Source organism: Gordonia sp. NPDC003425, assembly GCF_053588635.1.
This window is the reverse complement of the sequence record NZ_JBSFQI010000005.1, coordinates 1-17,464: the sequence shown is the minus strand read 5'-3', so window position 1 is coordinate 17,464 and position 17,464 is coordinate 1. Positions and strand designations below refer to the sequence as shown.

At 68.9% G+C, this 17,464-nt stretch carries 2 protein-coding genes; both read left to right on the top strand.

Annotation, left to right across the window (positions count from 1 at the left end; translation table 11 throughout):
• Positions 1-170: 170 nt before the first annotated feature.
• Positions 171-8,192: an amino acid adenylation domain-containing protein gene (locus ACWDTD_RS07770; protein ID WP_449746524.1), complete on the top strand. Its 8,022-nt coding sequence runs from the start codon at positions 171-173 to the stop codon at positions 8,190-8,192.
• Positions 8,193-8,213: 21 nt separating this feature from the next.
• Positions 8,214-17,464: amino acid adenylation domain-containing protein (locus ACWDTD_RS07765; RefSeq protein ID WP_449746523.1), on the top strand; the 9,251-nt coding region annotated here is incomplete at its 3' end.

Genomic DNA, 17,464 nt, shown 5'->3' with positions numbered 1-17,464 from the left:
CCTGACTACTTCCATTGATCGAATAATCAGGCGATTGCTTCCGCCGAAATTGAAGTTGGGTGAGACTGAGTCCGGTAGACATGGAATCCATTCGAGGGCAGGTCGGCCGCATTCCATCGGCGGGGGTCGTTGGGAGTCCGGCCGAGTCGGGGCGACCCGGGAGTGAGGATATGCGGCAACAGCAGACGGCCGACGAGGACTGCGACACGGCGGTGACGCTTCTCGAACTGACGGCGGCGCAGCGTGGTATGTGGTTCGCGGAGAGCCTTTCTCCGGACTATTCGGTCACCGTCGCGCAGTACATCGACATCAAGGATCGTGACCGGCCGCTCGACGAACACCTGCTCGCGCGGGTGATCGTCGAGGTCGGGCGGGAGACCGAGATGGCGTTCACCCGCATCGTCGAGGTCGATGGCGTGCCGATGCAGGTCGTCGATCAGGAGCTGGACAACGACGTTGAGCTCATCGACTTCCGCGGTGAGGTCAATCCTGTTGTGGCAGCACGGGAATGGATGAATGCGGATTACCGGTCCAGCATGGACCTGCTGGCCGATCGCCTCGTTGTCTCCGCATTGTTGCGGGTGGCCGATGACCGCGTTTTCTGGTACGTCCGTGCGCATCACATTGCGCTCGACGGATATGCAGCGCTGACCATCGTCGTTGATATTCTAAATCGTTACAATGCCTCACTAAATGGTGCTGATTATTCCCCCAAGCCGGCGGCGAAACTGGCCGAACTGGTGGCTGACGACCGCAAATACGCGGACGGGACGCGCCGGCAGGCCGACCGCGATTACTGGGCGGAACGGGTGCGTGACCTGCCCGAGCGGGTCACCCTGGCGCGGCAATCGGCCGCGGTGCCGCTGTCTCCCGTCAACGTGGTTGCCGGCGCCGAACTCGATCCCGCCCGGCAGGCCACGCTGGACCGATTCGCTGCGTCGCTGAACACATCGCCGGCGGTGCTGCTCAGCGCGGGATTCGCGGCCTTCCTCTCGCGCATGGCGGGCACCGACGACGTGGTGCTCAGCCTGCCGGTGACCGGTCGCGCCACCGCCCGGATCAAGCGGGCCGCGGGCATGCTCTCCAACATGCTGCCGGTGCGATTCCGGGACACCTCGCGGTTGTCGCTGCGGGCTCTTGTCGATCAGGCGCAACTCGAGCTGACCGGGGTGCTGCGGCATCAGCGCTACCGTTTCGAGGACATCCGCCTCGACGCGGGTCTGCAGGACGCCAACACGGCGTCGTTCGGGCCGATCGTCAACATGATGTTCTTCGACAAGCCGATGGAGCTCGAGGGCGCCACCATCGACTACCAGATCCTCTCCTCGGGCATCCTCGAGGATCTGCGGCTCAACCTCTATCAGGCCAGTCCCGGCGCGCGGATCGTCGTCGACCTGCACGGCAACCCCCATCTCTACGACGAGGACGACCTACGCGGGCACCTGGATCGATTTCTCGTCTTCCTCGAGCGGATCTTCTCCGCATTGGACACCCCGATCGGCGACGTCGACCTGCTGCTCGACTCCGAGCGCGACGAGTTGCTCGGTCTCGGAGTCGGTCCGGTGCGCCCGCTGCCGGAGCCGTCGGAGCACCTGCTGCACGGTTTCGAGAAGATGGTCGGTGAGCGGCCGTCGGCGGTGGCGGTGGAGTTCGAGACCCGCTCGTGGACCTACCGCGAACTCGACGACCTCCGCCGTCGGCTCGCCCACAGCCTCAGGGCGTCGGGTGTCGGGGACGGCGATCACGTGGTGGTCGCACTCGACCGCGGTGTGGCGCAGGTGGCGGCGATCTATGCGGTACTCAGCGTGGGCGCCGCGTATGTGCCGGTGGATCCCGGGCAGCCCGAACAGCGGCGGCAGCTGATCGCCGATACCGTCGACGCCCGCGTGGTGCTCGATTCCGAGCACCTCTCCTCGATCGGCTTCGCCGTGGACATCGAGTCCGTGGACATCGAATCCGTGGACATCCGATCCGGCGGGCCCGCGACCGACGAATCGTTCCCGCCGGTCGGTGGCGGTGCCGGCGCGGCATATGTGATCTTCACGTCGGGCTCGACCGGGGTCCCCAAGGGAGTCCGGGTGAGCCACGAGGCGGTACTCAACCGACTCGCCTGGATGCAGGACAACTACGCACTGACCCCCGGCGACGTGGTGCTCTACAAGACGCCGTTCACGTTCGACGTGTCGGTGTGGGAGTTGCTCTGGCCGTTGGCGCGCGGCGCGCGGATGGTGATCGCCGCACCCGGTGGCCATCGCGATCCCGCCTATCTGCGTGAGCTGATCGAGCGCCGCGGCGTCAGTGTGCTGCACTTCGTTCCGTCGATGCTCGACGTCTACACCGAGGTGCTCGCCAACGAGGGATACGACACCTTGCTCCCGCCGTCGGTGCGGTATCTCTTCACCTCCGGCGAGGCATTGCCCCGACACCTGGCCGACCGGGTGATCGAGACCTCGAGCGCGGAGGTGGTCAACCTCTACGGCCCCACCGAAGCCGCCGTCGACGTGACCGAGTGCCGTGTGGTGGGCGACGACGGTCCGGTCCCGATCGGCCGGCCGGTGGCCAACACGCGCGTCCACGTGCTCGACGAGGCGCTGGCCCCGGTGCCGGTCGGCGTGGCGGGTGAACTGTACCTGGCCGGAATCCAGCTCGCCGACGGCTACGTCGGTCGCCCCGCGTTGACCTCCGAGCGGTTCGTCGCCGATCCGTTCGGTCCCACCGGCACCCGGATGTACCGCACCGGCGACCTGGTGCGCTGGGCCGACGACGGCACTCTGCACTACCTCGGCCGCACCGATTTCCAGATCAAGATCCGCGGACAGCGGGTCGAGCCGGGCGAGATCGAGTCCGTGCTCGATGCGCTGCCCGGCGTCGAGGCCAGCGCGGTGATACCGCGCACCGACCTGGCGTCGGCACCCGTCCTCGTGGCCTACCTGCGTGCGGAATCGGACGAGGTGACCGAGGGCACGGCGCTGGCGTGGTGCCGCAGGCATCTCCCGTCGCACATGGTCCCGGTGGCGGCGATGCTGCTCGATCAGTTCCCGCTCAACCCGTCGGGCAAACTCGATCGCAAGCGATTGCCCGCGCCGGAGCTGACGCGGTCGGTGGAGTACGTGGCACCACGTACCCCCGTCGAGCTCGCGCTGGCCGGACTGCTCACCGAACTTCTCGGAGTGGAGCGGATCGGGTTGCGCGACAACATATTCGCCCTGGGTGGGGATTCGTTGCTGGCAGCTCGCCTGGTGTCACGGGCGCGCAACGAACGCAACCTGCGGGTGGATCTGACCACCGTGTTCGCCGCGGTGGACGTCGGCGAGATCGCGGCGCGCTCGGAGTTGGGCGGCCAGGACGACCGGCCCGAGTTGCGCCGGGTCGAGCGGCCGGCCGTCGTGCCGTTGTCGCACGCGCAGACCAGGCTGTGGTTCGTCAACCGCATGGACCCGGGGGCGGCCACCTACAACATGCCCGGGGCGGTCCGGCTGGGCCACGACGTGGACGTGGACGCGCTGCGGGATTCGATCGAGTCGCTGGTCGAACGGCACGAGACATTGCGCACCCGCTTCGGCTCGCATCTGGGAGAACCCGTACAGGAGATCCTGCCCGCGGCCGAGGCGATGGGGTTGCTCGACACGGAGGTGTTCGACGCCGAGGGCCGGCTCGAGGAATTGATCGCCGCGGATGCCGCGCGGGGATTCGACCTGGTGCACGAGATCCCGTTCCGCATCCGAATCCTGCATGACGCCGACGGCTACGCGGTGGTCACCGTGCTGCACCACATCGCCGGGGACGGCTTCTCGCTGCAACCGCTGATCCGTGACCTCATGGTCGGCTACACGCGCCGGCGCGACGGCGCGACACCGGACCTCGAGCCGCTGGCCGTGCAGTATGCCGACTTCGCGATCTGGCAGCGCGAACTGCTGGGTTCGCTGGACTCGCCGACCGATCGGGCGGCCGCCGGATTGTCGTTCTGGGAGCAGGAACTCGCCGGCATGCCCGATCTGCTGATGCTTCCCACCGATCGCCCACGCCCACACGTGGCCACCGGGAACGGCGCCTACGTCGACGCGAGCCTCGATGCCGATCTGGCGATGGCGGTCCGTGGCCTGGCGCGTGACCACGGGGTCACCGCCTTCACCGTGGTGCACTCGGCCCTGGCCGTCCTGCTCGCACGCTGGGCGGAGGTCGACGAGGTGGCCATCGGCACCGCCGTCGCCGGTCGTGACGAACCGGCCACCAGCGAACTCGTCGGAATGTTCGTCAACACCGTGGTGCTGCGGACCGCGGTGTCCTCCGGCGACACCGTCGGCGACCTGCTCGATCGTGCGCACGCCTGTCGGACGCGTGCGGTGCGGCACGCCGACATCCCGTTCGAATGGGTCGTCGACGTCCTCGCCCCGGAACGGTCGGCCTCCCACACACCGCTCTTCCAGGTGGCCATGACGATGCATCCGGGCCACGCCACCACCCTGCAGCAATTCGACTCGTCGGCCCGTCAGGTCGATGCGCGGGTGCCTGCCGCCAAATTCGACCTGTCGATCACGCTCACCGATCAGCCCGACACGGGTGGCTACGACGTCGAACTCTCTTATGCGGCAGACGTGTTCGAACGGCGTACCGCCGAACGCGTTGCCGCGCAACTGGAACTTGTCTTGCGGGCCATGGTCGAGTCGCCCGGACGACGGGTCGGCACCATCGACGTCACCACCGACGACGACCGCACCGAACTCGTCTCGGTGGCCGAACCGGTGGCGCCCGCCGCATTGTTGCGTGATCTGCTCCACGGGGGAGCGCTCAAGGCCGATCCGGATTCGGTGGCCATCAGCGGGACGTCGGAGATCACCTGGTCGGTCCTCACCGCTCGATCCAATCAGCTTGCCCGCGAACTCATCTCGCTCGGAGTTGGGCCCGGCGACATCGTGGCGATCTGCATCCCCCGATCCCATCACTCGGTGATTGCGTTGCTCGCGGTGGCCGCCACCGGGGCCGGCTTCGTCAGCATCGACCCGGCCCTGCCCGCCGGGCGGATCGAGGAGATCCTCGCCGACAGCGGCGCGGTCACCGGCCTGTGCGTGGCCGAGGCGACCGACCGGGTTCCCGACACGCTGTCGTGGCTGGTGATCGGTCAGCCGGCAGCCGAATTCAGGCTGGCCGGCCACAGCGGCGCACCCCTGGGCGCCGACGAACTCGTCCGTACGCCACGGCTCGACGATCTGGCCTACCTGATCTATACCTCAGGGTCGACGGGACGTCCCAAGGCGGCCGCGGTCAGTCACCGTGGACTGGCGAACGTGGTGGCCAACCAGCGCACGATCCTGCGACTGACCAAGGATTCACGCGTCCTGCATGTCGCGTCACCGAGCTTCGACGCATCGGTTTTCGAGATCCTCATGGGACTCGGCGAAGGGGCGCGGCTGGTGATCAGCCCGAACGGCGTGTTCGGCGGGGACGAACTGGCCACCCTGATCCGCGAGCAGGGCGTGACACATGCGGTGATGACGCCGTCGGCGCTGAGCACGATCGAGCCGGCGGCCGTTCCCAGGCTGCGCCGGGTGATCAGCGTCGGCGAGGCGTGCCCACCGGACCTGATGCGCAAGTGGGCCAAGGCGGGTCGGCGCTTCCACAACCTCTACGGTCCGACCGAGGTCACCATCTGGGCCACCGCGGCCGGGCCCATGTCCGAGCACGACGAGGTCACCATCGGCGCCCCGATCCCGGGGGTCGGGGCGGTGGTGCTCGATCGCGGCCTGCGCCCGGTGCCCACCGGGGTGCCCGGGGAACTGTATCTGCGCGGCGTGCAACTGGCCCGCGGATACCATCGCCGCAGCGCGCTGACCGCAACCCGGTTCGTGGCCGACCCGTACGACTCCGGCGCGCGGATGTACCGCACCGGTGACCGCGTGATCCGCACCGTCCGTGGCGATCTGCGCTACATCGGCCGCACCGACTTCCAGCTCAAGATCCGCGGCCTGCGGATCGAACCGGGCGAGGTGGAAGCGGCGATCGTCGATCATCCGCTCGTCGCCGACGCGGTGTGCCTGGGTGTGCCCGCGCCCAACGGCGAGGACGTCCTGGTGGCCTATGCGACGCTGGTCGCCGGTGCCGCCACCGAGCCCGCCCACATCCTCGAGCATGCTGCCACCCGGCTGGCCGGGTACATGGTGCCCCACACCCTGGTGGTGGTGGACCGGTTCCGGCTCACCACGTCGGGCAAGATCGACCGCGCATCGCTTCCGGCCGTCGACTTCACCGAGACGGCACCCTACCGGCCGCCCGCCTCGCAACTGGAGATGGTGGTGGCCGGGGTGTTCGGGCAGGTCCTGGGCCTCGACCGGGTTTCTGCCGACGCCGACTTCTTCCACCTCGGCGGCAGTTCGCTGTCGGCGACCAAGGTCACCGCGCGACTGTCGGCGCTGTTGGACCGGCAGGTGCAGGTCAAGCTTCTCTTCGAACGTCCCACGGTGTCCGCGCTCGCGGCCGCCCTGACGTCGGGACCCACCGGGCACGGCATTCCCGCACTGCATGCGCGCAGCCGCACGGAACTGGTGCATGTCTCCGGCATGCAGCGGGGGCTGTGGCTGATCAACCGGGCCGAACCCGGTTCCGCCGCCTACAACGTCGCGATGGCGTTGCGGCTGTCGGGACATCTCGATGTGGCCGCGCTGACCCAGGCGACGGTGGATCTCAGCCGGCGCCACGAGGCGCTGCGCACCGTCTACCCGATGATCAACGGTGAACCGGTGCAGGTGATCATGCCCGCCGACGCACTCGACAACGACGTGGTCCTCGAGGTCCGCGACGCCGGGCCGTCGCCGGTGGCGCAGATCGCCGAGATCACCGGTGAGGGCTTCGACATCACCGTTGCGCCCCCGGTGCGCGCGGTGCTGCTGCGGATCTCCGCGCATGAACACGTCCTGGTGTTCGTGATCCACCACATCAGCGCCGACGGTGCCTCGATGATGCCGCTGGCGCGAGATCTGATGGCGGCCTACGCGGCCCGTCACGGGGGCGCCGAGCCGGCGTGGAAGCCACTGCCGGTGCAGTACGCGGATTTCAGCATGTGGCTCTCCGAGCGGCTCGCGGTGGTCGACGACGGTGTCTCCGAGCAGGAACGGCAGCTGCGTTACTGGGAGGACCGGCTGGCCGGACTCCCCGAGATCCTGGAACTGCCCGCCGATCGCCCGCGCCCGAGGACTCCGAGTTACCGCGGCGCCGCAGTCGATTTCGAGATCCCCGCAGCCGTGGTGTCGACCCTCGAAGACATGTCCCGCAAGTACCACACCACCCAGTTCATGGTGACGCACGCCGTGTTCGCGGTGCTGCTCGCGCGGCTGTCGGGACGTGACGACATCGTGATCGGCACCCCGTTCGCGGGCCGCGGTGAACCGCTGCTCGAGGACGTCGTCGGCATGTTCGTCAACACGCTGGCCCTGCGCACGCGAGTCGACAAGTCGGAGAGTTTCCTCGATCTGCTCGGTCGGGTCCGCGGTGACGATCTCGCCGACATGTCGCATGCGGACGTCGCGTTCGACGAGATCGTGTCCCGACTGATGTCCCGGCCGCCGACCGCCCACAATCCGGTGTTCCAGGTGATGCTCGCGTTCCAGAACGTCGACTTCCCGGTGCTGCGACTCGACGGACTGACCGTGGAACCCGAGCACGAGGAACTGACGTCGGCCAAGGTCGACCTCGCGCTCACCTTCTTCCCCAACGACCCCGACCGGGAGGCCCGCGGAGGCGCGTTGCGTGCTCAGTTCATCTACGCCACCGACCTTTTCGACGAAGAGACGGTCGCCAGGATTGCGGACCGGTACGTGCACCTGCTCACCGAACTCGCCGACGATCCCGAGCGGGCGGTGGGCGACGCCCGTATCGCCGAGGACCAACCGGCCACCGCGACCGAGGAGGTTGCGACCGCGCCGTTACACGGCCTGGTCACCGCGGCGGCCGCCGCTGACCCCGAGGCACCGATCCTGCACGGGGCCGAGGTCAGTTTCGGTGCATTGCAAGCCCACATGTCCGCGTTGAGCGCCATTGTGCCCGAGCCTGATTCGGCTCTGACGATGGCGCTGATGACCCTGGTTCCGGGCCTCGCGGCCGCCGACGCCACCGAACTCGACGACACCCTGCGCGTACTGCGTGATCGCGCCCACGGCGTTGCGGCCCGCGACAACTCCACTCCAGCCGATCCCATCTAGCCGGAAGGTTCCACAAACACCGTGACGGGAATCGATGCGAACGCAGTAGAAACATGCTCGGGGTGGGGTGCACGTCCCGGCACCCGGGACCTGATCGCGACCGCGGCACGGGTCGAGCCGGACGCCATCGCGCTGTCGGCGGCGGGCGGGGTGATCACCTTCGGTGACCTCGATGCGCGGGTGGCGCCGATGGCGACCGTGTTCGCCGGTCGGGGCATCGACGCCGACGCGGCCGTGGGGGCCGTCATCGCGCCGCTGGTGAGCACGCCCGGAGCCGATCCTGCCGCGCTGGCCGCACTCACCCAGGAACTCGTGGTGGGGGTCCGGAACGCCGCCGAGACTGTACTGGGCGGCGCCGACTGGCAGTCACTGCCCGGTCTGTTCCGGCGAGCGGTCCGTCGTTTCCCCGAGCGCGTGGCACTCACCGACACCACCGGGGCCGCACTGACCTACGGTGAACTCGACGCGCGGTCCGACGCGGTTGCACTCGGGCTCATTGCGTCCGGCGTCACCGATGGCACGGTGGTCGGCCTGGCCACCGACCGGACCGTCGACGTGATGGTGGCGATCCTCGGTGTGCTCAAAGCCGGCGCCACCTACCTGCCGCTGGACACCTCCCACCCCGCGGACCGGTTGGCGATGATCGTCGATGACGCCGCTCCGGCGCTCGTCATCACCGGACCGGACGGCCACCACACCCTCGATCTGCTCCCGGTGGACCGATTCACCACCGCCGGCCTGGAATACCGTGCATCGAAGGCCACGCGGGCACTTCCGGCCCGGGTCGATCCACGCCTGGCGGCCTACGCGATCTTCACGTCCGGCTCCACCGGGCGGCCCAAGGGCGTCGTGGTGGAACACCGGTCGGTGGTGGCGTTGATGGCTGCCGCGCAACAGCACTACGGATTCACCGAATACGACGTCTGGACGATGTTCCACTCCTACGCCTTCGACGTCTCGGTGTTCGAGATGTGGGGTCCGCTGCTGTTCGGTGGCCGACTGCTGGTGGTCGACTACCTCACCACCCGCAGTCCCGCAGAATTCGCCGCACTGCTGGGCGACGAATCGGTGACGGTGGTGTCGCAGACCCCGTCGGCCTTCTACCAGCTCGCTGCCGCGGTCCGTCCGCGCGCCGTCAGCGGTGGCACCGACACCGGCATGCCTGCCTCCGTGCGCTACATGGTGTTCGCCGGGGAGGCTTTGGACTTCGCCCAGGTGGGCCGCTGGTACGACGACCGCATCGCCGCCGAGGGCCGGCCGGGGCCGGTGCTGGTGAACATGTACGGCATCACCGAGACCACCGTGCATTCCACATTCCGTGCCCTCGACCCCGAATTCGTGTCCACCGCCAAGGGATCGGATGTGGGCAACGGTCTGCCCGGGTTGACGATCCACGTCCTCGACGAGCGGCTGCGCCCGGTGCCCGACGGCACTCCCGGCGAGATCTACGTCAGCGGCACCCAGGTGACGCGCGGGTACCTGGGTCGGCCCGAACTCACCGGCGTGCGTTTCGTCGCCGATCCCTTCGCCGGTGACGGTCGGCGCATGTACCGCAGCGGCGACATCGCGATCCCGCACGGCGACACGCTGGAATACCTGGGTCGCTCCGACGCGCAGATCAAGTTGCGCGGCTTCCGGATCGAACTCGGTGACGTCGAGGCGGCCATGCTGGCCACACCCGGTGTCGATGCGGTCGCGGTGGCGGTCATCCGACGCGACAACGGGATCGAGCAGCTCGTCGGGTACGCCGTTCTCGACGGCGCGCACCCGGTGTCGCCGGCGCAGATCCGGGCCAACGCCGCAGCCGTGCTGCCGGACTACATGGTGCCCGACGTGGTGATGCTGCTCGACGAGTTGCCGCTCACGGTGAACGGCAAACTCGACCGTCGGGCACTGCCCGAGCCGCAGATCGTGGTGGACACCGAGTACGTGGCGCCCGGCACCGAAACCGAGAAGATGCTGGCCGAGATCGTCGCCGACGTGCTCGACCTGGATCGGGTCAGCGTGGCCGACTCGCTGTTCGACCTCGGTGGCAACTCGCTGGCGGCTGCACGCATCGTCGGGCGTGCCGCGGAAGCGCTCGGCGTCGACCTCGCGGTCCGTGACGTGTTCGACGCCCCGACCGTGCGCGGGCTGGCCGAACTGTCGGCACAGCGCGCCACCGGCCTGCCCACCGTGGTTGCTTCCGCTCGGCCGGAACGGATTCCGCTGTCGTTCGCCCAGAGCCGGATGTGGTTCATCAACCAGTTCGACACCTCACTGCCGACCTACAACATTCCGGCACTGCTGCAGCTACGCGGTGACCTCGACGTCAACGCATTGCGGGCGGCGCTGGTCGATGTGATCGCCCGGCACGAGGTGCTGCGCACCGTATTCCCGCTCGTGGACGGCACACCGGTACAGGTGATCTCCGAGACGGGGGAGGTCGATGTCCGGCTCGACTGGCGCGAGGTGGATTCGGCGCAGGCCCTGCAGGCGGTCGCGATGGAAGGCTTCGACGTGACCACCGGATGGCCGGTGCGCGCCGCGCTGTGGCCGCAGTCCCCGGGGTGCTGGGTGTTCGCGTTGGTGATGCATCACATCGCGTCCGACGGGGAGTCGCTGCGACCCCTGGTCACCGACCTCGTCACCGCATATGCGGCCCGAACCGCCGGAGTGGCACCGGAATTCGTGCCATTGGAGATCCAGTTCGCCGACTACGCGATCTGGCAGCACGACGTGCTCGGCTCTGCCGACGATCCGGATTCGATCATCGGTGGCCAGCTCGGGTACTGGACCCGGCAACTGCGCGGACTGCCCGACGTACTGGATCTGCCGAGCGACCGGCCGCGTCCGGTGGTGGCATCGATGCGTGGTGCGCGCACCACCTTCACGGTGCCGGCCGAGGTGACCGCCGCGGTGACCGAACTGGCCCGAACCGGTGGTGTTACCCCGTTCATGGTGGTACACGCCGCGTTGAGCGTCCTGCTGGCGAAGCTGTCGGGCACCGACGACATCGCCATCGCCACTCCCATCGCCGGGCGCGGACAGCGGGTCCTCGATCCGTTGGTCGGCATGTTCGTCAACACCCTGGTCCTGCGCGTCGGGGTGGATCCGACGCTGACGTTCACCGACCTGCTCGATCGGGTGCGTGGTGTCGACCTGGAAGGGTTCGCACACGCCGACCTGCCGTTCGAGTCGGTGGTGGAGGCGCTCGACCCGCCGCGGTCGGAATCCTATGCGCCACTGAGCCAGGTGATGCTGACGTTCGACCAGTCGGCGATGCCCGAGCTGGCCATGCGTGGCCTCGGCGCCGCGCAGCTGCCGGATCTGCAGGTGGAGCCCGTCGAGGTGGACGACATCCCGGCCAAGGTCGATCTGGCATTCGGTATCGGCGAGACCGCCGACGGATGGTCCGGTGAACTCGTCTATGCCACCGACATCTTCGATGCGGCGACGGCCGAGACCATCGGCAGGCGTTTCACGAAGGTGCTGACCGAGTTGGTCGGCGCGCCGACCAGTCCGGTCGGTCATGCCGCGATAGTCGATGCGGACGAGCATGCCGAATTGACCACGGTGTCCGGTGGCCCTGCCGCCGCGCCGCGGTTGCTGGCCGATGTGCTCGCCGATGCCGCCGCGACTCACGCCGACGCGGTCGCGGTCACCGACTCGTCCGGCGCCGTGCTGACCTACGCGGAGTTGGACGCGCGTTCCAATCAGTTCGCGCGGTGGTTGATCGCTCACGGCGTCGGGACCGAATCACTGGTGGCACTGGCTATTCCGCGGTCAGCTGATCTGTTGACGGCGATGTGGGCGGTGACCAAGGCCGGTGCGGGCTACGTACCGGTCGATCCCGGCTATCCGGCCGACCGCATCGCCTACATGCTGGCCGACTCGGCCGTGGCCCTCGGGGTGACCACATCGGCGTTGCGTGACACGTTGCCCGCGTCGGTGCGGTGGACATCGGTCACCGAGGTCCTCGCCGACGACCGGCACGCCACCGACGCCCTGCGGCACGACGAACTGCTGCGTCCGCGCCACCTCGATGCGCTCGCCTACGTGATCTACACCTCGGGATCCACCGGGCAGCCCAAGGGCGTTGCGGTCACCAACCGCGGAATCGTCAACTATGCCAACGACCTCGCCCGCTACCGCGCAGGCGAGAACGCCGTGGTGATGGGCTACGCGTCACCGAGTTTCGACGCGTCGGTGCTGGAGTGGCTGATGGCCTCGACGAGTGGTGCGGCACTCGCGTACCGGCCGGACAGCGCGATCGGTGGCGACCTGCTCGAGAAGTTCATCCGCGACAACCGGGTGACCCACGTCTTTCTGACACCGACCGTGGCGGCCACGATCGACCCCGATGCGGTTCCCGGGGTACGGGTGATGGCGTCGGGAGGTGAGGCGGTATCCCAACGGCTGCTCGACCTCTGGGCCTCCCGATTGGCCTTCTTCAACGCCTACGGTCCCACCGAGACGTCCGTGGCGGTGGCGAACAAGGCGTGCGAGGCCGGTGTCGCGGTGCGCATCGGCAGCCCGATTCCGGGCGTCGGACTGGTGGTGCTCGACGAGGCGCTGCAACCGGTCCCCGTCGACGTGACCGGTGAACTCTACGTGCGCGGCGTCGCGTTGGCCCGCGGCTACCTGCACCGTCCGGGTCTGACCGCGGCACGGTTCGTCGCCGACCCGTTCGGCACCGGTGGGGAGCGGCTCTACCGGACCGGCGACGTGGTGCGCTGGCGCCGGTCGCCGAGCGGTGGGCTGGAACTCGAATATGCCGGACGCAGCGACGACCAGGTGAAACTGCGCGGCCTGCGCATCGAACTCGGCGAGATCGAGGCCGCGTTGGCCGACCATCACGAGATCTCGGATGCGGTGGTGATCGGCGTCGGCGGTTCGGTGGCGACGGCGCTGGCCGCCTACGTGGTGGCCGATCCCGGACTCGACGTGGCCGCGGTGCGTGACCACCTCGAACTCCGGCTGCCCTCGCACATGGTGCCGGCCACGATCACCGTCCTCGATGCCCTGCCACTCACGCCGGTGGGCAAACTCGACAAGCGGGCGCTACCCGCCCCGGAGACGCCCGGCGGCGAGCGCTACATCGCACCCGAGTCGACGGCCGAGCAGCGACTCGCCGCGGTGGTGGCGGGCATTCTCGGCGTCGAACGCGTCGGTGTCACGGACTCGTTCTTCGCTCTCGGCGGCGACTCCATCATGTCGATCCGGCTGGCGTCGGCGGCGCGTGCCGCCGGTCTGCCTCTGACACCGCGAGACATCTTCGAGCACAAGACGGTTCGCGCTATGGCGCGGGCCTGCGGCGACGACCGGGCGATGGCGCCGCTGCTCGCCGAACCCGCCGGCGGCGGTGTCGGAGCCCTGGCGTTGAGCCCGGTGGCGCAGTGGTTGCTCGACACCGCACCTCTACCCGCGCAGTTCCGCGACTTCTCCCAATCGCTCGTGCTGATGGCGCCCGACGAACTCGACGTACAGACCCTGACGCGCGTGCTCGACACGGTGATCGCGGCCCACCCGATGCTCGGTGCGCGACTGCGACACACCGAGGCGGGATGGAGTCTGTTCGCGGGCGATCCCGATGCATCGGTCGCGGTGACCGTCGCCCACGGCGAGATGGACTGCGAATCAGCGGCATTCGCCGAACTGGTGCGCGCCGAACATGCCGCCGCGCTCGGCCGTCTCGATCCCGAGACGGGCCGGATGGTGCACGCGGTGCTGGTGTCCGGGTCGAACGGAGCGCGCGTCGTGCTCGCCATCCACCACCTGTGCGTCGACGCGGTGTCGTGGCCGATCATCGTGGAGGACCTCATCACGGTCTGGGGTGCGCTCCTCGCCGACGCCCCGGTCTCGGTTCGCCCCGAGGTCACCTCCGCACGCGCCTGGCAGGACGCCCTCTCCACTCGCGAGGTGGACACCGACGAGATCGACTACTGGCTCGAACGCGTCGGACACCGCACCCCGGGCTTCGTCGACTCGGGCATCACACGAGGTGTGGCGGCGCCGGTGCCGGTGACCGCGCGCGTGAACACCGCCGTCACCGAGGCCGTCCTCGGTGACGTGCCCGCGGCGTTCGGTGCCACCACCGCCGACGTGCTGATCGCCGCGCTGGCCCGTGCGGTCCGGGCCTGGCAAGACGGGCGAGGTGTCGCTGCGAGCGGCCCGGTGTCGATGCTGACCGAGGGGCACGGCCGCTACGAGGACGCGTTGCTGCACGATGTTCCCGCGCAGCGCGCCGATCTGTCCCGGACGGTGGGCTGGTTCACCACGATCGCGCCGATCGTCGTCGATCCGGGTGTCGATGCGATCCACGCGGTGAAGGCGGCCAAGGAAGAACGCCTGGGCCGGCCCGAGCACGGACTCGGTTTCGGCCTGCTGCGCGCCGACGAGCGAACACCTCTGTGGGGGTGCGCGCTCCCCGCGATCGGTGTGAACTATCTCGGAACTGCCGGACAGGGCGCCACCGACGACGGTGCGATGGTGCCGTTCGGCGTCGACGACGCGGCGCCGGCGCTGCCGCCGAGCGTTTCGGGACTGCTGCCCGCGATGAACACCCTCACCGTCAACATCGTCGCCCGGCCGGGCGAGCACGGCCGGCAACTTTCGGCCGAATTCCTCTATGCACAAGACGAATTGACCGAACAGGACGTCACCGACCTGGCCGCGGCCTGGACGGCCGAACTCGATGTGATCGTCGCCGAGATCGCCCGGGTCGGTGATCCGGGGCCGTCGCCGTCGGACGTACCGGGCAGTGCCCTCACCCAGGACGACCTCGACGCGCTCACCGCGGCGCACCCGGGCAGCCGGATCTGGCCCCTGACGCCACTGCAACAGGGCTTCGCCCTCCAGTCCGCGCTCGCCGGCGCGGGCGGCGATGACGCCGTCGACGTCTACGTCGGGCAGGCGGTGCTGCGCCTGGCCGACCCCGTCGACCCCGACCGCCTGCGCGGGGCGGTCGACGGCCTGTTCACCCATCACCCCGCACTGCGCTCGGCCTTCGTGCAGACCGCCGACGGCGCCACGGCGGCGATCGTGCCGCCGCGGGTGGACGTGCCCTGGCGCACCGTCGAACTCGGCGCGGTCGACGAGGCGACACGGCGCAGCGCGGTCGACGAGGTGGTGGCCACCGAGCGGATCACGCCGTTCGACCTCGCCGCGCCACCGCTGCTGCGGGTGGTGACGGTCCGTGACGCCGACGGCGTCACCGTCGTCATCACCAACCACCACATCCTGTTCGACGGATGGTCGGGCCCGCTCGTCCTCGCCGACCTCCTTGCGCTGTATGCGACCGGGACCACCTACACCGGCCAGCAGGATTCGCCGACAGCCGATTTCGGTGACTTCGCCCGACGTATCGCCGGTGCCGATCACGTCGCGGGGCGCGCCGCGTGGCGTGAGGTGCTCGCGGCCATCGACGGGCCCACACTCGTCGCGCCCGGAGCGGTCGCCACGGCCGACGCCCTGCCCCGCAACCTCGCGGTGCACCTCGACGCCGACCTGGTGCGCGGACTCGACGCGGTGGCCCGCGGGCAGGGCTCGACGGTGGCCACCGTCCTCCAATTCGCCTGGGCCGTACTGCTGTCACGGCTCACCGGCAACCGCGTGGTCACCTTCGGTGAAACCGTCTCGGGCCGTCCCGCCGACCTCGACGGCGCGTCGTCGACGGTGGGATTGTTCATCAACACCCTGCCCGCCGTGGTGGACGTCGACCCGGCCGCGAGTATCACCGATGTGATTGCGGCGCTGCAGCAGTCGAAGGTGGCGGTGCTCGATCACCAGCACCTCGGACTGCCCGAACTGACCGCGTTGAGCGGGGTGACGGGCGCCCTGTTCGACACGCTGACCGTGCACGAATCGTATCCGGTGGACACCGCGTCGATCTCGACCGCCGAATCGTCGGTGACCGGATTGGCCATCACCGAGGTCGAGGTGAGCGACTCGACCCACTTCCCCCTCAACCTGGTCACCTCGCCCGCCGCCGACGGTGGGCTGTCGATCACACTCAAGTATTTGCCGACCGCATTCGCCGACGAACAGATCCGCGTCTTCGCCGATGCGCTCGACGAGATCCTGCGCACCGTGGCCGATACGCCGGAGTCCCTCGTCGCCGACATCGCACTTCTCGGTGCGGGCGAGCGGGCAATGATCGGCGAGTGGTCGACGGGGCCGGTCGTCGGGATGCCGTCGGGAACCGTGGCCGATGCTGTTGCGGCGCAGGTGGTGCGGTCGCCGGGTGCGCCGGCGTTGTGGTTCGAGGGTCGGGTGGTGTCGTATGCGGAGTTCGGTGCGCGGGTCGCGGTGTTGGCGCGTGAGTTGATTGCTGTCGGGGTGGGTCCCGAGGTGGCGGTGGGGGTGTCGCTGGAGCGGTCGGTGGAGTTCGTGGTGGCCATTCATGCGGTGGTAGCCGCCGGTGGCCAGTACGTGCCGTTGGACACCACGGCGCCGCGCGAGCGGATCGAGTACATGGTGCAGACCGCCGGGGTGTCGGTGGTGCTGGTCGCGACCGCACAGACGCCCGACGCCATCGCCGGACTCGGCGAGCGAGTACGGATCGTGGAGGTGGATGCCTCGGGGCCGGTGGATGAGTCGGCGGCTCCGGTGGCCGATGGGGAGCGGTTGTCGGTGTTGCGTCCGGATGCGGCGTTGTACACGTTGTTCACGTCGGGGTCGACGGGCCGCCCGAAGGGTGTGACCGTCTCGCACCGGTCGGTCCTCAACCGTCTCTGGTGGGGTCTGGGTGAGTACCCGTGGACCGCGGGTGATCGGGTGGTGCTCAAGACGCCGGTGACGTTCGATGTGTCGGTGCCGGAGTTGTTCGCGCCGTTGATGTCGGGTGCGCAGGTGGTGGTTGCGCGTGCGGGTGGGCATGCCGATCCGGGGTATCTGGCGGAGTTGATCGGTCAGACGCGGGCGACGTCGGTGCATTTCGTGCCGTCGATGTTGTCGGTCTTCCTCGATGTGGTTCCGGCCGAACGGATTCGGGCGCTGGACTCGCTGCGCTGGCTCTTCTGCTCGGGTGAGGCGCTGCCGCCGGCGACGGTGGCCACCGCCCATGCCCTGCTGCCGCAGGTGTCCATTCACAACCTCTTCGGCCCCACCGAGGCGGCCGTCGAGGTCGGGTACGTCGACGTGACAACCCGGGATCGACTGGTGCCCATCGGGATTCCGGTGGCGAACACCACAATGTACGTGTTGGATGCGCGGTTGGGTGTGGTGCCGCCGGGGGTGCCGGGGGAGTTGTATCTGGGTGGTGTGCAGGTGGCGCGGGGGTATGCGTCGCG

Excerpts from the sequence above, each read along its gene's own strand:
- ACWDTD_RS07770 (WP_449746524.1), top strand. The coding sequence starts at position 171 with ATGCGGCAACAGCAGACGGCCGACGAGGACTGCGACACGGCGGTGACG.